This window comes from Desulforhopalus sp., assembly GCA_030247675.1.
Taxonomy (GTDB): Bacteria; Desulfobacterota; Desulfobulbia; order Desulfobulbales; family Desulfocapsaceae; genus Desulforhopalus_A.
Genome location: JAOTRX010000005.1, coordinates 350,110 through 368,876, shown reverse-complemented (window position 1 = coordinate 368,876; position 18,767 = coordinate 350,110). Strand labels below are relative to the sequence as shown.

Below are 18,767 nucleotides of genomic sequence, written 5' to 3'. Positions count from 1 at the left end.
GATCACAAAGAAGGAAATGCAGGAAGCAGCTGAGGATGATTTGAAGAAAGGAGGGGGAAATAGAAGGATATAATATTTATCGTGATTTGCGGGGTTTTGTTCTTTTAAAGACTAAATTGTTTCCAGAAGAATTGACACGCCAGATGTGAATAGCATATGATTTTTAGTATCACTTCAAGCTGTTAAAGTTGATTCCAATAATTATTGGCCTATTGCGAAAGTTGGTCTAGCTCTGGGTTGTATTTAATTGCGATCTAAAATTTTTATAAAAACCACAATAAAGGGGCTAAGTGCAATGCTTTCAAACAAGTCTATTCTCATAACCGGTGGAACTGGCTCTTTTGGTAAAGCCTTTGTCGAAAACATCTTGAGAAGATATCCGAAAGTAAAACGCTTGGTAATTTTTTCTCGGGACGAGCTTAAACAGTTTGAAATGCAGCAAATTTATACCCAAGCAAAAAGCGACTGTCTTCGTTTTTTTATTGGCGATGTTCGTGATAAATCAAGGTTGTATCGTGCTCTTGAGGGAATCGACATTGTAGTTCATGCAGCGGCACTCAAACAGGTCCCCACTGCTGAGTACAATCCTTTTGAGTGCATAAAAACAAACATACTTGGTGCACAAAATCTCATTGAGGCATGCTTAGATACAGATGTGAAGTGCGTTGTGGCATTATCAACAGACAAGGCAGCCGCTCCGATAAATCTCTACGGTGCGACAAAATTGTGTTCAGACAAGCTCTTCGTTGCGGCAAATAACATAAAAGGAAAGAGGGAGATTCGTTTCAGTGTCGTTCGTTATGGAAATGTCCTGGGTAGCCGGGGTTCGGTTATCCCATTCTTTTTAGAAAGACGTTCAAGTGGAGTGTTGCCAATAACGGATCCCAAAATGACAAGGTTTAATATCAGTTTGGCAGACGGTGTAGAAATGGTTTTGTGGACGATTGAAAATTCTTTGGGTGGAGAAATTCTTGTCCCTAAAATTCCATCGTACAGGATCACTGACTTGGTCCAAGCCATTGGGCCTGAGTGCAGCCACCCAGTTATAGGTGTTAGACCGGGTGAAAAAATTCATGAAGAAATGATTACCGCAAGTGATAGTTTCAATACTGTTGATCTTGGGAAATATTATGCGATTCTACCCTTAGGGGCGCAATATACAATTGACGAGTATTGTGAAAAGATGGGGGCGAAGCTTGTCAATGAAGGATTTGCCTACAATAGTGGCAGTAATGAAGAATTTTTGACCGTTGAACAGTTGTACAGGCTTATTAAAGAGCAAGTCGATCCTGGTCATGAAATATAGGCAATAAGATGAATTTCATACCTTATGGTAGACAGGATATTTCCGAAAACGATATTCAGGCTGTCGTTGATGTACTGTATTCTGACTATTTAACGCAGGGGCCTGCTGTACCGGCTTTTGAAAAAGCAGTTGCGGATTTCTGCGATGCTCAATTTGCGGTTGCCGTCAACAGCGCTACCAGCGCATTACACATTGCGTGCCTTGCTCTGGGTGTAGGCAAGGGCGATAGCGTCTGGACCACTCCGATCACTTTTGTTGCCAGTGCCAACTGTGCTTTGTATTGTGGAGCCACAGTCGATTTTGTCGATATCGACCCACGAACCTACAACATGAGCGTCGCAAGTCTTACAAAAAAACTTGTTCAAGCTGACAAGATCGGGAAACTCCCCAAAGTTTTGATTCCAGTACATTTATGTGGTCAACCCTGCGATTTGGCCGGTATACACGCCTTAAGTCAAAAATATGGCTTCAAGGTAATTGAGGACGCCTCTCATGCTATCGGCGGCAAATATAAAGGGGACCCTATAGGCAATTGCCGCTATAGTGACATCACTATTTTTAGTTTCCATCCGGTAAAAATCATCACCACCGGCGAAGGAGGAATGGCGGTGACAAATAACGCAACCTTGGCCAAGAATATGCGTCAGTTGCGTAGTCATGGCATCACCAGCTCCGAAGATGATATGCAGCCGCGTCCGGCAAATGAAATCTGGAATTACCAGCAGATTGATCTGGGGTTTAACTACCGGATGACGGACATGCAAGCGGCCTTGGGGCAAAGCCAACTGCAGCGAGTTGATGAATTTGTAGCTAAACGTCACGAAATCGCCAAACGCTATGACCACCTGTTAGATGCTTTGCCGGTAACAACTCCATGGCAACATGCCGACAGCTACTCAGGCTATCATCTCTACGTTATCCGCTTGAGACTAAAAGAAATCAGCACGACGCAACGGCAAGTATACAACAGACTTACCGATGGGAATATACGAGTAAATTTGCATTACATTCCGGTCTATCGCCAGCCGCACTATGAGCAAATGGGCTTTCGTGCCGGATATTGTCCGCAGGCGGAAAGTTATTTTGGCGAGGCGTTGACTATCCCTTTGTTTCCCGGATTGACGGTAACACAACAGGACCATGTGGTGGCGATCTTGTGCGAGGCGGTGGGCATATGAATATCGCTATCATTCCAGCGAGAGGGGGAAGTAAACGCATTCCTCGCAAGAATATTAGGGAATTCTGCGGCAAGCCAATGATCGCCTGGTCGATTGAGGCCGCCAAGGCATCCGGTTTGTTTCAGCACATTATCGTATCCACCGATGATATTGAGATTGCTGGAATAGCAAGACAATGGGGTGCGGAAGTCCCCTTCATGCGACCCGAGGAACTTGCGAACGATTTTGCTGGAACAGCACCCGTCGTTGCCCATGCGACTCAATGGGCTCTGGATCAAGGATGGGACGTAATTGCCGTATGCTGTATCTATGCTACAGCACCCTTTATGCGGGTTGATGATCTGCATAAAGGATGGGCAGAACTCCAGTCCGGAGACTGGGATTATGTGTTTACTGCAACCGATTTTGCCGCACCTATTTTTCGCTCATTCGAGATGACCGACGAGGGAGGAGTTCGCATGTTTTTCCCCGAACATGCTGCCACTCGTTCACAAGACTTACCCGTTGCACTTCATGACGCCGGTCAATTTTACTGGGGAAGAGCTTTGGCGTGGACGCAAGAAAGGCGCTTTTTTGATCGATATACCAAGCCGATTATGATTCCTCGGTGGCGAGTGCAGGATATTGACACGCAGGATGATTGGGTGCGTGCTGAAATGTTTGCGGCTATCCTTTTGGCTGATGGTGTTTTGGTTGATATGGGTAATAAAGGATCTGTTCGAAATCCTTAAAAACATTTGGGGACGTAAGAATGAAGGCCAGGCACGTACTCGTTTTCGGAGCATCGGGTTTTATTGCTACCTATCTTATCGATGAACTGTTGAGCCAAGGTTGTAAGGTCACGGCAACGGACATCAGTGATGTTGGACGAACCCACTATAAAAACATTGGGGTTCAATATATCAACGTCGATATCACCCATAAAGGCGATTTTGAGGCATTACCCAAGACAAGCTATGATGCGGTGATTCACCTGGCCGCTTGTCAGCCGGCCAATGTTGGCCAGGAGCAATACGACCCGCGTGACTACATCACCGTAAATGTTATCGGGACCTTGAACATACTCGATTTTTGCAAGGAAAATAAGGTCGGTAAAATCATATATGCAAGCTCACACAGAAACACCCAGGGTTTGTGGGCAGCGAGCAAAGCGATTCGTGAAGAAGAAGGGCGGGGGATCAGATACCAGGGTGAATACGCAATGTTTAGTATATCTGAGAGTGCCGCACAAGATTGTGTGATGCACTACCAGGCACAGTACGGTTTAACCGGGGTAATTTTCAGGCTTCCGCCGGTTTACGGATATGGCCCTCATACCGAGATATTTAAAGACGGGAAGCCTATCAAGACAGGGTTTCAGATATTCATTGAGAAAGCTATGGCCTGCCAGCCTCTGGAAATTTGGGGGGATCCCGATGTTGGGCGCGACATTGTCTATGTTAAAGATGTGGTCTCCGCATTTTTGCAGGCGATTGCCATTCATACCGCATCTGGTCTGTTCAATATAGCTTCTGGAAATTATTTAACTTTACGAGCCCAGGCTGAAACAATAGCCGAGCTGTTCTGGGGGGCAAAAACCCAGCCGGTGATCATTGAGCGTCCCGAAAAGTCAAACGGGATGGATTCCTTTCTCTATGACATTAGCAAGGCAAAACGGGATTTGGAATGGAGCCCGAAATTTTCCTTTAAGGAAATGTTGATTGATTACAAGGCGGAGATGGAAAGCGAGAGATACAAGTACTTGCTGGATAAACGTAAGACGATGTTTCAATTAACCTGAGGGAGATAAATGGAAACGTACAACATTGAAGGCATTGAGTTGATGGGGGAGAACGTGAAGGATAAACTCAGATCCTGCGGCGAGGGCGTGAAAATCTACCCTATGGCCAAGATCGCCTTTCCTCATGTTGTTGATTTGGGCAATCATTGCAAGATCCGTGATTTTGCATTTATTTTTGCCGGTGAAGGAGTGACAATCGGTGAGTATACCGATGTACAACCACATACTATTATCTGGGGTGGCGGTTTAACGATCATTGGCGACCGCGTGTCGACCGGTCCTGGTACGGTCTTTTTGTCAGCAACGTATTCCCATGCTCCAGGCCTCAAAATGGTCGACGGAATGGCAAAAGGCGAAAGCAAGGTTTTAGGAGGAAGATTGGAGATTGGCAACGACGTTTATATAGGTGCCCGCTCGACGATTATGCCGGTAACCATCGGTGAGGGTTGCGTGATTGGTGCGGGCAGCTTTGTAAATAAGGATTGCGCGCCCTGGGGGATTTACGTCGGGAGTCCGGCAAGGAGGATCGGAGAGAGGCAGAAGGCTTAATCGATGTCGGCCTGTGGAGGGATCAGAAGAGGTGTGCTGCTTTTTTCTTGCTGGTGAATAGCATAACCACAACCCCTGATTGAATAAATGAAAAAAGTCTGCTTCATAACAGACGGGAGTGTTCGTCTGGGTTTAGGTCATGTACAGCAATCAATCACATTTGCCCGGGAACTTCATTCCGAAGCAGATATCTATTTCTTAACCAAAAGCGACCAAGGGGTTGTCTCCAGGATTCGTGAAAATGGGTTTGCTGCAACACAACTTGGAAATGATACTGAAATCCTCAACTACCTCCGGTTAACAAGCCCGCAAATCATTATCTTTGATAAAATCGACGTTGCAGAGGATCTCGCTCGGGATATTAAAAAGACCTTAAAGTCCCTGTTGGTGATCTTTACTAACCTTACCGGCGCCAACAGATATGCGGATATTGCCGTAACCGCAGATATCGGCAGCCGTTTTGAGAATGTCCGTTTTGTCGATAGTCAAACCGGAACGATCACGTTTTACGGCCCCAAATATTGGATTTTAAGACCCGAGTTCTATGAATATCAAAAGCGGCCAAAGGTAAAGAATTGTGGACCGAAAAGGATTCTCTTAATATTTGGCGGCAGTGACCCGGCAAACCTGACCTCTGAGGCATTACTGCAACTGCTTGACCTGCAGCAGCCAATGCTTGTTGATATCATTCTTGGCGGCCATTACGGGCACGATGATGATTTGCAGAAAGTTCTTCGATCTCATGCTGCGATGCACGAAAATGTCACCGTATACAGAAATATTTCCAATGTGGCGGAATTGATGCACCGCGCCGATCTTGTGCTGGCCTCTCCCGGTTTGTCAGCTTTCGAGGCCTTGCGGGTTGGCACACCCGTCATCGTCGTACCACATGACGAATTACAAAGGGATACATATCGAGGCTTCATGCGAATGCTCGAACGTAGCCAACTTTCAAGTCTTGGTTCGATGCTTGCAAAAGGGGATTTTACCTATCCAGATGACAAGCATATCATCCGTATGGAAATCGGTAATGGAATTGATGAGTTAAAAAGCGTCATTATGAATTCAAAAAGGGTTGAGAAATGAAATGGGTTAAAAAGGGCCTCATCTTCAAGCCGGAAGGACAGTATGAATGGGTCATGACACATGCGATGCTTCCCGTCGCCGACCACATAAGTGGTGATCTGTATAGGATATATTTTTCAGGCCGCGACAAATTCAACCGGTCCCTTACGGGATATGTTGAAATCGATATCAACGACCCTCAAAAGATATTGAAGATATCGCCTAAACCGGTGTTGGAGCTCGGGAGTCTCGGGGCATTCGACGATAACGGCGTTTCGCCAACGTGGATTGTTAACCATCTCGGACAGAAGTACCTCTACTATTTCGGTTGGAATAAAGGCTCGCTCGTGCGGGCAGCCGAGGTGTCCGGCTTGGCAATCAGCAGCGATGACGGAGGTTCCTTCCACCGCTATTCGAGAGCTCCGATTATTGATAGAACCGATGCAGAGCCTTACCAGATATTGGTAATTTCATGCATTCTCATAGAAAACAATGTGTGGAGAATGTGGTACGATTCAGCCGACGAATGGCAGACACCAGAGTTGCCCCGGTACAATATAAAATATGCTGAGTCCACCGATGGTATAACCTGGGTACGCAGGGGCATCGTTAGTGTTGACTACAAATCCAGGGATGAGAGCCGGGTTTCCAGGGCGTCAGTTATCAAAGAGGATGGTATCTATAAAATGTGGCACTGTTATGCCATGAATAGTGGCGGCTATCGCATGGGGTACGCCGAGTCAGCCGATGGGTATCATTTCATAAGGAAGGACGACAACTTAACAATTCAAGTTTCGTCCGAAGGCTGGGATTCTGAAATGGTTTGTTATCCGTACGTATTCCATCATAAGGGACAGAAGATTATGCTTTATTGCGGCAACGGCTACGGTCGGAGCGGCTTTGGCATGGCAGTGATGGAATGATGAATTATATCAAAGAGTAATAATTGATCGAGGTACTGCATGAGTCACAAGAAACTTGCCATTGCGCAGCCAACCTTTCTCCCATGGGTGGGTTGGTTTGACTTAGCGGATCAGGTTGATTTGTTTATTGTTCTCGATGATGTTGGATTCTCAAAGCAATCCTGGCAGCAACGCAACCGCATCCGCACCCAAAATGGGCTGGAATTCCTCACAGTGCCAGTGAAGACCTCTGGTCGGCTCGGTCAGGCAATAGCGGAATGTGAGTTGGTTGACCAATCGTTTACTGTTAAGATGGCTAAATCTCTCCGAACCAACTACGCGAAGGCTGCATATTTTCAAAATACCTTTGATGAGGTCGTGACTATTTTGCAAACTGCTGCCCGCACGAATCGCTTGGTAGAACTTAACTGCGCCCTCATTTCCTGGATGGCTGAGAGGCTTGGTGTTACGACAGAGATGGTTAGAGCCAGCAAATTAGGGGTTGGTGGTGAGCGAGGTGAGCATGTTGCTGCCCTTTGTGAATGTGTCGGTGCGGATTGTTATCTGTCACCTGCTGGTGCTGAAAGCTACCTTGTTGAGGATAAACATTCATTTGAGAGGCGTGGCATTGAGGTTTTGATTCATGTATATGAGCATCCAGTGTACAGCCAGCGATTTGCTCCTTTCATACCATTCGCAAGTGCTTTGGATCTCATTTTTAATCTTGGCCCCGCTGCTGGTGAAGTGATGCGCTCAGGCCGGCGTTCGGCTAGAGCGGTTAGCAACGATATTCAAAAAGGTGAAGAAGTTGACTATGAAAATTGACAATCGCGAAATCGGTACAGGGTGCCAACCTTATATTATTGCGGAGATGTCAGCCAACCATAACGGCAATATTGAAAACGCCTTCAGGATTATTGAGGCGGCTAAAAAGTCGGGGGCCGATTCGGTCAAGTTACAGACATATCGTCCCGACACCATTACCCTGAACTGCGATGCTGAGGAGTTCCAAATTCATGGTGGTTTGTGGGATGGCAAGACACTGTATCAGTTATATGAAGAAGCCCATACACCCTGGGAATGGCATGCACCATTGTTCGAGCATGCACGCAAGCTTGGGATCACTGTTTTCAGCACGCCCTTTGATAATACTGCCGTTGATTTATTGGAAAATCTGAATGCACCCGCATACAAAATCGCATCCTTTGAGGTGGTTGATTTGCCGCTGATCAGATATGTAGCGAGCACCGGCAAGCCCATGATCATCTCAACGGGTATGGCAAGTCCTGCGGAGATTCAAGATGCCATTGATGTTGCACGTAACGGTGGCTGTCAGGACCTTGCACTACTGCATTGCGTCAGTGGCTATCCCGCACCGGCCGAAGACTATAATTTGCTCACCATCCCGGACATGGCGAAGAGTTTTGGCGTGGTGACCGGACTTTCCGATCACACTCTCGGTAACGCCACGGCCATTGCAGCTGCGGCTTTAGGTGCGTCAATCATCGAAAAACACTTTACGCTTGATCGTAAAGGTGGAGGCCCGGACGACAGTTTTTCCATAGAGCCCGATGAACTGGCGGCTTTGTGCCGAGACACGAAGACGGCGTGGCAGGCCCTCGGGAAAGTGGATTATGGTTGCAAATCAAGCGAGCAAGGGAACGTCAAATATAGGAGATCGCTTTATTTTGTTAAGGATTTGCAGGCTGGAGAGGTGATCACGGCCGATGCGGTGCGGAGCGTACGACCCGGTCTTGGGCTTGAGCCGAGATATTTGGACGCCATTATCGGGAAGAGATTGAATACCGGCGTAAAAATTAATACACCGGTTAAGCTGGGTGTAATTGATATGTAATAAGCCCTTGTGTGTTCAATAACTCATAGGAAACTGTATCCCCTTTAAAAGACCGGAAAAGCTCGGGAGCAACTGGTCGGCTCTCACGGAAATTCAAAAACCTATACCTTTGCGCTGTAATACCAGGTTTCGATCAAATCAATTTCTTCGTCAAGCTCAAGATATTGCATGATTTTCTTCAAATCAGCCGCAATATTTGCGATATAATCTTCAAGGATTATCATCGCCTTTCTAAAAAATTCCACCGCTGATTTATCGGTCTTTGCTAAGGAGCACTGGATATAAACATTATTGATGAATTGAATAAAGCCATAGGGGAGAAGCGATGACGGGAGATATCCTGTTTTTTCTTTTCCAGTATTCACGGCTTTATATAAGAGCGTCAGGACATTAGTGATTTCATCCCTGGTTTGAGGGGTAGCAATGGTGAAGCCCGATAATGCCCGAAAGTATTCATCAATTTGCTGCATTTGCGTTGTTTTTAAGCGGTTGAGAACGGTGCTGGAAGAATACTTGTTGTTAAAGCATGCGGAAATTTCATTAAGCAGGTTCTTCTTATCTATTTTTTTCTTAAATTTTACCGGAAGGTTTTCCGGTGCCAGTGGCGCAGCCCCTTTTATAAAAGCTCCCTCGCCGACGTTGATCCATTGTATCTTTGGGAACTCCGCAATTTTCATTTCCGTTGTGTGATGTGACCACGACAAGACAGTATCGGTTTTAATCTGGGCACCCAGATTGCCCGGTAAATCAAAATGTGTTTTTGACTCCACACTGTCGTCGATATTTGTATCATCATATATTGTATTGTCTGCGTGCATCTTCTCACTATCTTTGGGCGCACCGTAATCTACGCCGAACAGATAGACCTCATCGGCACCGAGGGCCGCACACATGGAAATGCCCGCATTGGTAACAGTTGGATTAACTGCTGTAGTGACAGGGTAATTCCCCTCCAGCAGCGACGAACCCGGGTCCCGGTATTTCTGAAACACTAAGGTGTCTTTATAGAACCTGTCAATCCTTGGGCTAACGACATTAAGTTTTAGCAGGGTTATCTTTTTCACCAAATCAAGATCATGTTTTTCCTCGTGTTTCTCAAACTGCCAGACACGCTCTTGCACGACCTCGTAATCCGGAACAATACCTGCCCTGAGAAGCGGGGTAATTGCTGAACCACAGGAAACTATCACTGCATCTTGCTGGTGTGTCTTGATATACTGTAACGTTTCGTTTAGAGAGGGGCCGGCCCCGACAATAAATGCCCGGAAAAAGAGCTTCGTCTTTTTGCCGGAGTAAAACTTGTTTTCTTTTCTAATATTTCTAGCGCTCAGGTAGAATCCAAGCCGTTGATCTTCGTACCATCCTGCATCAGATTGAGACCTTTCGATGGCATCTGCTTGAGGCTCAATTCTTATGAGTTCTTTGGATTGGCTGGAAGAAAGGTGGTTGAGGCGATAGAAAAGGGTGGTGAGTGGTCCAAGTCTCTGGTTGATAAAAACTGTGTTGCTCCGCACTGCATTTTCCGGCGTTCCTCCTAAAACAAGATTGAGTCCTTTGCCCTTGGTGTCGAAATATTTAAAAATTAGCCTCCATGGAACGGTAAAAAGCGAGGTATAAAATAAGTCCGGATGCGGTTCGTAGATGGTCATGAAGCTGATATTCTTGGATTTAATCAGCTCGGTGATGTGATAGCCCAGGCCGATTCCGTAAAGACGAATAAAGGGCATGTAATCATTGTTGAAGCCTTTTAAAGGTGAAAGGTCTTTTGCGGAAAGTGCCAAATCTTTAAATATTCCCTCATTGTACAGCTTTGAGACCATTCCATACTGAATTGGATTGTTTTTTTTCCAAATTTCATCGAGCCCACCGATAAAGGTGTCAATGATCAAGGCGTTGCATGGCATGCTGTTGATACTTGTTTGGATAAATTTAAGAATGTTTTCCATAGTATATGCCCGGTAAAGCGGCATTTTGCTCTTCATTTCGATGATATTCGGGCTGCCATCCGGGTTGCTGCAAAGCCTGTATTCCTTGCTTGTGTGATGGACCATAGAGTTAAAAATGGCAGCTTGGGATTCTCGAAAATACGCCATATTGTCTTCAAACATGTCGTTTCTAAAGGAATCGGGGAGAATACTTAAGCTGATTTGAGGGTTGCTGGTATTGGCAGCAGATTCCTTTGCTATTTCTTGTCCTTCAAGTGGCGTTGACATAATATTTCTCTGTTAAATTATGTTGATATCTATTCTCTTCCATGCTGTTTGTGCAGACGGTGTCGTATGTCGAGCAAAAACAAAGACAGGGCGAGGTCGTCTTGATTGCAGTCGAAGTCCTTTTCCTGTGTGCAAGTTCTCTCAAATTTTAACAGAAATATCAAGAGAGCTGTTTTTAGTCTGCTGGGGCATACCTTTCCTTTGCGCAGGCTAGTTGTACAGCTCAGTTTTATTTTGGCAGGGGGCGTGTCAGACAACGGGGATGTGGAGTCAAGCTGAATAGAGATAGTATTTTTTTCAATCCGGATAACTCTCTGATTTACTAAAAAAATATTAAAATACTTCCTTCCCAGAGAAAAAATAACGAATTTTTTATTAAAGGTTTTCATTTGCTCTGCCGATGAGTGAATTGAAAGCAAAAGTACAAAAAGGCAGATATTGCATCAACGAACGGTAATCTTAATAACAACTGCAAGAGGAGGAGGAGCGACAGAAAAAATACCATACCCAAAAACACGCTTTAAAAATGTTTAAACAGGGCAAGGACGCCCACTTTAAAAATTCATGGAGGATTTATCATGGCCTTAACAATTAATACCAACGTAGCATCTCTCAACGCCCAACGTAACCTGGGAACTTCTCAAGCTAGCCTCAATAAATCAATGCAGCGTTTGTCGTCTGGTCTGCGAATCAACAGCGCCAAGGACGATGCCGCTGGTCTTGCTATTTCCGACCGTATGACTGCCCAGATTCGTGGTTTGAATCAGGCTGCACGAAATGCCAACGATGGTATTTCTCTGGCGCAAACTGCTGAAGGTGCACTCCAGGAAAGCACCAACATCCTGCAGCGTATCCGTGAGCTGGCCGTTCAATCTGCCAACGACACAAACACCGACAGCGATCGTACATCTCTCAACGATGAGGTTTCACAACTCAAGAACGAGCTGGACCGTATTGCTCAAACTACCGAGTTCAACGGCAAAGCAGTTATTGACGGTACGATGACCAATGCAACCTTCCAGGTTGGTGCCAACGCCGGTACAAGCCAGACTATTTCTTTTTCAATCAATAGTGCCCGGTCTGCCGCTTTGGGTGAGACTCAGGCTGCTGTGGTATCAGTAACCGCTGCGTCCGCAAGCAACGTTGCCGGTTCGTTGACGGCAACAGCTCAGACCGCCGGTGTGGCCGGCAATGACATTTCAGTAGTTGTTGTTGACGATGCCAGTCTTGCTGGTGTTCAGGCAGCGAATACTACTGGTGGGTCACTGTCTGTGACGGCAGTTGATGTCGGAGCCGCAGGGAATAACATTACTGTTGAGGTCGTTGCTGGAGGTGCGAGCGCTGCTACGACTGTTGCAGTAGCTACCGACACGGCCGGAAGTACCACCATTACTATCACCGCTGATCTGACTGCGGCTGCCACCGATACTTCTGCGGAACTGGCCGCTGTTGTTTCTGCCTTGACAACCGCTAGTGCTTTGCAGGCACAAGCATTGGTGACTTTTGCTGGGTCGGGTGCCGCAAGTGCTGCCGAAACCCTCGCTCTGTCTGGCGGTGTTGATGATGGAACCACTGTTGCTGTGTCCGGTAGCACGATCACCATTACTGCGGCTCTGACGTCTGCTGCTGCCGACACGGGTGCAGAGTTGGCTGCCCTCGTTGAAGCCATGACTTCGGCAAGTGCTGTAGAAGCGCAGGCCTTAGTTGATTTTGGCGGAACGACTGCTGCAAGTGCCGCTGGAACGATTGCCTTGTCTGGTGGTGTGGATGAGGTTGCCTCGATCGCAACAGTAACTGTTGACCAGATCTCGGTTGCTACTCGCGCGGATGCGGTTTCAGCTATTGCCAGTATTGATGCTGCTCTTGAGGATGTTGACATCATCCGAGGTGGCCTCGGCGCGATTCAGAATCGTTTTGAATCCACCATTGGTAACCTGAACAACGTTGCCGAAAACCTTTCTGCTGCTCGCTCGCGGATTCTCGATGCTGACATAGCAATGGAAACCTCAGCGATGACAAAAATGAATATTCTGCAACAGGCTGGTGTCTCCATCCTGGCACAAGCCAACCAGGCACCGCAGCTTGCCCTGTCTCTCTTGGGATAATCCCCTAATTCAACCCGGGGGCTGGAAGTTTCAGCCCCCGGCTGATAGTTAAAGTGAATGATGAGGGGGAATTCCCTTCAAGGAGAACGCTATGCAAGTTGAAGCCATTAACACCACGGGCACTCCGACGCAGCAGCTGCCAAAAGCGGCTGAATATGTTGATGCCGGTCGCAAACAGTTAAAAAAAGGTCAACCAGAGCTGGAATCTGGTGGTTCATCCACCAAGAAGAATATCCAGCCGGAAGAATTGCTCAACCAGATAAAGTCCATCACCGAGGATGGTTTGTACTCCGTGCGCTTTGAAAAAAGCCAGGAGTTTGATGAGCTGGTTGTAAAAATTGTCGATTCACAAACGGACGAGGTTATCCGCCAGGTTCCCGCCGAAGAAATTCTTGGGGTGAGAGCCAGTTTGGCTGAATTGCGCGGGCAGATCGTCGACACCGTTCGCTGAATCAATTTAAGTTTCGAATTACAATACGTTAGTCACCACAATCAGCCGAGGAGTAGGATATGGCAGAGATAAGTTTTGGTGGCCTTGCCACAGGTCTGCCCACAGAAGATCTCGTCAAGAGTTTGATGGCGATTGAGCGAAAGCCGATTGACCGGCTTGAGGCGAAAAAAGAAAGTGAATCCATCCGCCTTAAAGCCTACGCACAACTGAACAGCAAGCTTGGCAGTCTTCGCGATGCGGCGCGTGATTTAAGTGTCACCAGCAGAGTGAGGACTACCAAGGTTCAGTTAAGTTCCGAGGAAGCAATCAGCGGGACTTCCAACGGTGCTGGTATTGGCAGCTATAATGTCGCCGTGACGCAACTCGCCCAGGTTCAAAAAACCGTCACTTCTGGTTTCGATTCCGACTCTGCCGCAGTACTCGGCACTGGATACTTTGCAATAGGTGATTTGGCGGTGGTGGTAGACAGCAGCAATAACTCTCTCCAGGGGTTGGCTGCCTCGATCAACTCGCTTACAGATAAGACCGGGGTCACCGCCTCAATTATCAATGATGGCAAGGACGGTGGAAATTACCATCTGGTCCTTACCGGCAAGGATGCTGCTACAAGCTTTAATCTTACCTATGATTTACGCAATGCTCAAAACGCCGCCATCGATCTGGATGAAACAGTTCGTCCTGCTCAGAAGGCTATAGCCTATATTGATGGTATCGAGGTGGTCAGCAACAGCAATACCCTCACTGGGGTGATCTCCGGAGTGACACTCAATCTTAACAAAGTAAGTGAGATTATAACCCCGGCCACAGGTGACGATCCCCCGGTATACGCGACTACCAACCTGAATGTCGTTGCGGATACTGAGGCACTCAAGGAAAAAATTTCGACTTTTGTATCAAGTTACAATGCCGTTATGGAGTGGATAGCCTCCGGTTATGAAGTAAAGACCGAAACTGCTGATGATACGACTGATACAACAAGTGACACAGATACCAAAGAAGACTCCCTGGCCGATTATCTGCGAGGGGATGCGACGGTCAATGATGTTAAACGCAAACTTCAGTCAACCCTCAGCGAGGCAGTTGCTGGGAGTGGTACTCTGCAAATTCTCAGTGAAATAGGGCTTTCCACCCAGGCAGACGGGACACTCCTGCAAAATAGCGCTAAGTTAGAGACAGCTCTGCAATCAAAGTTCGACGATGTCGTGAAGCTGTTGGCTGGTGAGGAAGCGATTGACGGAGTTATGAAAAAATTCAATACCCAACTGCTGGAGATAACCTCCTCAACTGAGGGTATGTATGCCACGAAACGAGATCGATACGACAGTGTAGTAGAAAATCTTGATTTGCAGATAGCTCAGAAGGAACCGATGATGGAGAAAATTGAGGCTCGTATCCGGGCACAGTTCAATGCCATGGAGCTGCTGGTGAGCAGCCTTAATTCCCAGAGCTCGTATCTGACCCAGCAGATGGATATGCTGTCAAATCTCAGTACAGGAAAATAGCTATGAATCCATACTCTATTAATCAATATCAGAATAATCATATATTAACTGCATCTCCTGAGCAGATCCTCCTGATGCTCTACGATGGCGCGATACGTTTTACTCGGCAGGCTATTCAAGGCATTGAAAAAGATGACATGAAAGCCGTGCACCTTGGTATCAAAAAATCCATGGCGATTATCACCGAATTCGCAAATTCTCTTAATCACGACATTGGTGGGGAAATCGCCGAGAATTTGGATGCACTCTACAGTTTCATGATTCGCGAACTCACTCTTGCCAATCTTCAGAAAGATGTTGAGAAGTTACAGGCGGTTGAGAAATTGCTTGTGGATTTGCGCGCAACCTGGGGAGAGGCTGTGGAGCTCAATAAACAACAGGTTGTGCCGGCGGAAAAAATGATTGAGCAGGCAGCAGAACATTACCGGTCTGGAGTTCCGGCAAACTATGCACCTTTGTCGATATCCCGCTGAGGCAACAGTGATGCCCGCTGATACTCAGGCACTTGCCTCGGCGCTTGCTACCTCTATTCGTAACTACCAAAATATTCTTGGTTTTCTTGTGGAAATGGACCGGGAAATTGGGATTGCCTCCGATACCCGGCTGCAAAGCATGACAGAGATACTCGGTACGCTCCAGATTCAAGCCGTTGATGCCGATAAAACATTTCTCGCACATTTTGACAAGGAATCAGCGGAGTCTACTATCATTCAGCCACTCATGGTTGAACGAGAAAAAGTTATTGCGGAGATTCTTCGTTTGAACAGCAATGTTCAGAAGAAGGCGATGGGGATAAAATCCCTTCTTGCCCATGAACTGGGTGCCCTGCGCCTTGGCAAGACTGCCCATTACGGGTACAAATCACAGCAAGCCAGTGCCGGCAGGATAGTTGATAGCACATCCTGAAGAATTTTCCGGGAATAACCTCCGATAAGTCTCCAGGGAAGGAGCAGCAGATGCATTCCGTTGAATGGTATTTTAACGATACTATAGAGCAACTCAGTATGTTGACTCTCACTGCAACGAACCTGGTGAAGGAAATTCCTACTCTGACCCCAAGTGATGTGCGGTTGCGTTGTCAACAGCTCAGCACCATGCAGGAGAAGCTGAGCGAAGATAAAGAACAGTTCTTCGCAATTATGGATTTTGTCGGGCGGGGGGTGCTAGACACCTTTTATATCGGTGAGTTCCAGAGAGCCCTCGACAAGTCAGTTCTCGCCTGTGATTCTCTCCACGCAGTAATTCTTCAATACAAGTCCAAAATTAACAGCTAAGCCTAGCTGTTACGTATTCTGATCGGAAGACTCTCAACGAAGGGCTTTCTCTCGCCCATGTATTATTTGGGAAGGGGAGTCCGGGAAGAATACGTGGAACCCTGTAAAATCACCTGAATAGCTCTATTGGATTTGGGCGCAAAGAGTATCGGGGCGGCGAGATTCAGGGTGATCTTTTGGTCTGGTGGAACGGTTACGACACTGAGCGCAAAATATTCATCACCTTCCTCCATATGTAAGCTCTGACGCTCGGAAGGATCCGGTTCAACAAGATAGTCGAGAAAAAAGTTTGTCGGATCGGTCAGCACAAAGGCTATGTCCGGGTCATCAACGCTCTGGATCCAAAAAAGTGGGCCTTCTTTCTTGTTGGGCATGACGATAAAGTGGCGGAGATTCGGCAAACCGATCAATCCAGCCGGAAAATGGAGGAGATTTTCCGGATCGTATTCCACTTCCCCAAAGCGAGTAACAATCTTTTTCATTTTTTCACTTTTCGTACGATGAGGTTATCGCTGATCCTGTCGAGATCATGCATGTCCCATTGGCTGGCGTCTTTGTTTTCCAGGGCAATCCGGTCAAAAACTTCCTGACGATAGATTTTCATGTCTTGCGGGGCTTCAATACCTATTCGAACATTGCCCCCCTTCATTTCAACAATGGTGACTGTCACATCGTCGCCGATAACAATACCTTCACCGAGTTTCCTGGTAAGAACCAGCATATTTGACACCGTAATGACGGCTTGTTCCGCCTGGAAGTTGCGAGTTGTTTGCCGGAATACAGACGACGGTATTTAACGCCTCGCCCGAGTCCATTCAATCACGAAAAAAAGGAAATTTCAGGAGGTATTCTCTCTCCATTCCTCATGCTGATGAACAGTGCTGTGCACTGCCTTTCACCAAGCGATAGTAATCGATGTTTAAAAATAATCAAGAATCGAAATCCTAGAGACTCTTCCGGTAACATTGAGGGCGGCCTCAAAGGCGTTTTCTTTTTGGATAATATCGTTATACACCTTGATGATATCCGCATCCTGGTAGCGTGAAAGGATTTGTTTGAGGTCTATTTGGGCATCTTCGCGCTGCAGGAGTGCCGACTCCACACGGGTAGCTCTGGCACCCAGAGAACTGCGCAGGGTCCGGTTTTGATTTGCACCTATCTCCAGGTTTTCAAGCTGGACCGCCAAAGATCCACCAGGGCCGTTGATATCACTGAAATTGCCGGCCCGGATTGCCTCTTCTGTGCGTGTCAGAATGGTAAAGAGGTCAATCCTGCCGGAAGCGCCATTCAGGGTATCGGCGGTCAGCCCAACATCAGCGAGTCCCGTTCCGGACAGGGTCACGCCGGTTGACGAGTTGGGGGCAACATTAATTGTGCCGTAGGCGGTTTGGTCGCCACCGGAAATTCCGCCGGTCGGCAGGGTCGCGGTGACAACGCCGTCGGTGATTGTTTCGTTGAGTTCGATCTCCGAGCCGTTGGCCGGACCGGTAAGCACCAGGGCGCCGCTTGAAATATCGTAGGAAACGCCGTTCGACAGGGTGCCGCTTGTCTGGGTGAGATTGGTTACACCAGCAGTATTGGCAAGGGCCGAAGCCATGCCCGCCAGGGTAAAGTCATAGTTGCCGGAAGGGCCATCCAGGGTTACTGAGACGGCGGCGCCTCCTGCGGTAATATCAAGGCTGTAGGTATCTTCGGTATCGACGAAATCATTCAATGCCAGGGACCCGAGATTGACGCTTGCGGCGTTAGTCGTACCAATCAGGCCGGTCCCGGCCTGGCTGAAAAGACCGGCCACCTTTGCGGCGTAATTATTGTCGGTGTCGGTAAGGGCCGTGCCGGGAATAGTAGTGACCACCGGCGGTGTGGCAGCGGTGGTAATGGTGATATCGTCGCCCGGTGTGCCAACACTTATCGGCCCAGAGGTCATCGACTCGCCTTGATAGGGATTGGTAGATCCGTTTGAGGCAATGGCGTTGGTAATGCCCATAAACAGCTCGTTGCCGGTGAGATTTGTTGTCAGGAATTCGCCAGGGGTTATTTCCAGCCGAGTTGGATTGTTATCTCCATGATAGAGATAGGGCCAGGTAGTAACATCGTTTATATCGTATAGAGCCGGATCATATGCAGGGTTTTCAGAAAATGGTTTGGTGTCTTCCATGTACCCTGCAAAAATGTATTTGCCATCGACTACTGCATTTGCCGAATCAAGCAATTGCTGGCGCAATTGGGCAATTTCATCGGCAAGGGTTGCGAGATCGGTTGTGCTCAGCGCACCATTGATGGCATTGATGGTAATTTCTTTAGCCCGGACCATGACGTTTTCAACCTGGGCAAGTTGACCGTCGGCAGCCGCCATCTTATCGCCGGCCTGTCCCATGGTTTCGAGATACCGGTCGTTTTGCATTAATTGTGATCTGGTGGTGAGCACCGGCCGAATAGCACCGGGATCATCCGAAGGCTTATTAAGGATGAGGCCGGTTGCGCCTTGATTACGGAGTTCCGCAAGGTCATTGGTGATTCGGTCGAGGTTGGTCTGCATCAACCGGTAGGTCGAATTTTCGGTAACTTTCATAATACACCATCCTTA

18 protein-coding genes and 2 pseudogenes are annotated in these 18,767 nt (G+C 47.4%); 16 read left to right on the top strand and 4 right to left on the bottom strand.

The genetic code is table 11. The features are described from left to right. Positions 1-295: 295 nt before the first annotated feature. From pseB to pseI, 9 genes are all read left to right on the top strand, one after another. The gene (gene pseB / locus OEL83_13170; GenBank protein MDK9707992.1) at positions 296-1,306 is read left to right on the top strand and encodes a UDP-N-acetylglucosamine 4,6-dehydratase (inverting); all 1,011 of its coding nucleotides are present in this window, start codon (positions 296-298) and stop codon (positions 1,304-1,306) included. 8 nt (positions 1,307-1,314) lie between these two features. Then, positions 1,315-2,484: a UDP-4-amino-4,6-dideoxy-N-acetyl-beta-L-altrosamine transaminase gene (gene pseC, locus OEL83_13165; GenBank protein MDK9707991.1), complete on the top strand. Its 1,170-nt coding sequence runs from the start codon at positions 1,315-1,317 to the stop codon at positions 2,482-2,484. After that, on the top strand, positions 2,481-3,215 hold the full coding sequence (gene pseF, locus OEL83_13160) for a pseudaminic acid cytidylyltransferase (GenBank protein MDK9707990.1): 735 nt from the start codon (positions 2,481-2,483) through the stop codon (positions 3,213-3,215). The genes pseC and pseF overlap by 4 nt, the downstream gene beginning before the upstream one ends. Before the next feature lie 20 nt (positions 3,216-3,235). After that, complete coding sequence (locus OEL83_13155; GenBank protein ID MDK9707989.1) at positions 3,236-4,264, top strand: NAD(P)-dependent oxidoreductase; 1,029 nt, start codon at positions 3,236-3,238, stop codon at positions 4,262-4,264. A 9-nt stretch (positions 4,265-4,273) separates the two neighbouring features. Further along, positions 4,274-4,813: an acyltransferase gene (locus OEL83_13150; protein MDK9707988.1), complete on the top strand. Its 540-nt coding sequence runs from the start codon at positions 4,274-4,276 to the stop codon at positions 4,811-4,813. Between the two features lie 87 nt (positions 4,814-4,900). After that, entirely contained in the window at positions 4,901-5,899 is a 999-nt protein-coding gene (locus OEL83_13145) for a hypothetical protein (GenBank protein ID MDK9707987.1), read from the top strand. Next, positions 5,896-6,801, top strand: coding sequence for a hypothetical protein (locus OEL83_13140; GenBank protein ID MDK9707986.1), 906 nt, complete (start codon positions 5,896-5,898; stop codon positions 6,799-6,801). Before OEL83_13145 ends, OEL83_13140 begins: the two co-directional genes overlap by 4 nt. Before the next feature lie 39 nt (positions 6,802-6,840). Continuing rightward, the gene (locus OEL83_13135; GenBank protein MDK9707985.1) at positions 6,841-7,605 is read left to right on the top strand and encodes a WbqC family protein; all 765 of its coding nucleotides are present in this window, start codon (positions 6,841-6,843) and stop codon (positions 7,603-7,605) included. Continuing rightward, positions 7,595-8,635 carry a pseudaminic acid synthase gene (gene pseI / locus OEL83_13130; GenBank protein MDK9707984.1) on the top strand — a complete coding sequence of 347 codons (1,041 nt, stop codon included), beginning with the start codon at positions 7,595-7,597 and terminating at the stop codon, positions 8,633-8,635. Before OEL83_13135 ends, pseI begins: the two co-directional genes overlap by 11 nt. 101 nt (positions 8,636-8,736) lie before the next feature. Here pseI and OEL83_13125 read toward each other — a convergent pair whose 3' ends face one another. Then, the gene (locus tag OEL83_13125) at positions 8,737-10,848 is read right to left on the bottom strand and encodes a DUF115 domain-containing protein (GenBank protein MDK9707983.1); all 2,112 of its coding nucleotides are present in this window, start codon (positions 10,846-10,848) and stop codon (positions 8,737-8,739) included. Positions 10,849-11,426: 578 nt separating this feature from the next. Here OEL83_13125 and OEL83_13120 point away from each other — a divergent pair. The 7 genes and pseudogenes from OEL83_13120 to OEL83_13090 all read left to right on the top strand — a co-directional run bounded on the left by OEL83_13120 (position 11,427) and on the right by OEL83_13090 (position 16,180). After that, a pseudogene (locus tag OEL83_13120) lies at positions 11,427-11,843 on the top strand (flagellin). Between the two features lie 843 nt (positions 11,844-12,686). Next, positions 12,687-12,953 (top strand): annotated as a pseudogene (locus OEL83_13115) (flagellin). A gap of 91 nt (positions 12,954-13,044) precedes the next feature. Then, positions 13,045-13,404 (top strand): flagellar protein FlaG, encoded by a 360-nt coding sequence (locus OEL83_13110; protein MDK9707982.1) that lies wholly within the window; start codon positions 13,045-13,047, stop codon positions 13,402-13,404. Between the two features lie 59 nt (positions 13,405-13,463). After that, positions 13,464-14,906 (top strand): flagellar filament capping protein FliD, encoded by a 1,443-nt coding sequence (fliD, locus tag OEL83_13105; GenBank protein ID MDK9707981.1) that lies wholly within the window; start codon positions 13,464-13,466, stop codon positions 14,904-14,906. 2 nt (positions 14,907-14,908) lie between these two features. Continuing rightward, positions 14,909-15,379, top strand: coding sequence for a flagellar export chaperone FliS (gene fliS, locus OEL83_13100; GenBank protein ID MDK9707980.1), 471 nt, complete (start codon positions 14,909-14,911; stop codon positions 15,377-15,379). A gap of 10 nt (positions 15,380-15,389) precedes the next feature. Continuing rightward, positions 15,390-15,812 (top strand): hypothetical protein, encoded by a 423-nt coding sequence (locus tag OEL83_13095; GenBank protein MDK9707979.1) that lies wholly within the window; start codon positions 15,390-15,392, stop codon positions 15,810-15,812. A 50-nt stretch (positions 15,813-15,862) separates the two neighbouring features. Continuing rightward, on the top strand, positions 15,863-16,180 hold the full coding sequence (locus OEL83_13090) for a hypothetical protein (GenBank protein MDK9707978.1): 318 nt from the start codon (positions 15,863-15,865) through the stop codon (positions 16,178-16,180). Positions 16,181-16,242: 62 nt separating this feature from the next. Here the strand turns inward: OEL83_13090 and OEL83_13085 are convergent, their stop codons facing one another. The 3 genes from OEL83_13085 to flgL form a co-directional block, all read right to left on the bottom strand. Continuing rightward, complete coding sequence (locus tag OEL83_13085; GenBank protein MDK9707977.1) at positions 16,243-16,662, bottom strand: flagellar assembly protein FliW; 420 nt, start codon at positions 16,660-16,662, stop codon at positions 16,243-16,245. Next, the gene (csrA, locus tag OEL83_13080; GenBank protein MDK9707976.1) at positions 16,659-16,901 is read right to left on the bottom strand and encodes a carbon storage regulator CsrA; all 243 of its coding nucleotides are present in this window, start codon (positions 16,899-16,901) and stop codon (positions 16,659-16,661) included. Before csrA ends, OEL83_13085 begins: the two co-directional genes overlap by 4 nt. Before the next feature lie 198 nt (positions 16,902-17,099). After that, positions 17,100-18,752, bottom strand: coding sequence for a flagellar hook-associated protein FlgL (gene flgL / locus OEL83_13075; protein ID MDK9707975.1), 1,653 nt, complete (start codon positions 18,750-18,752; stop codon positions 17,100-17,102). Positions 18,753-18,767: the final 15 nt, after the last annotated feature.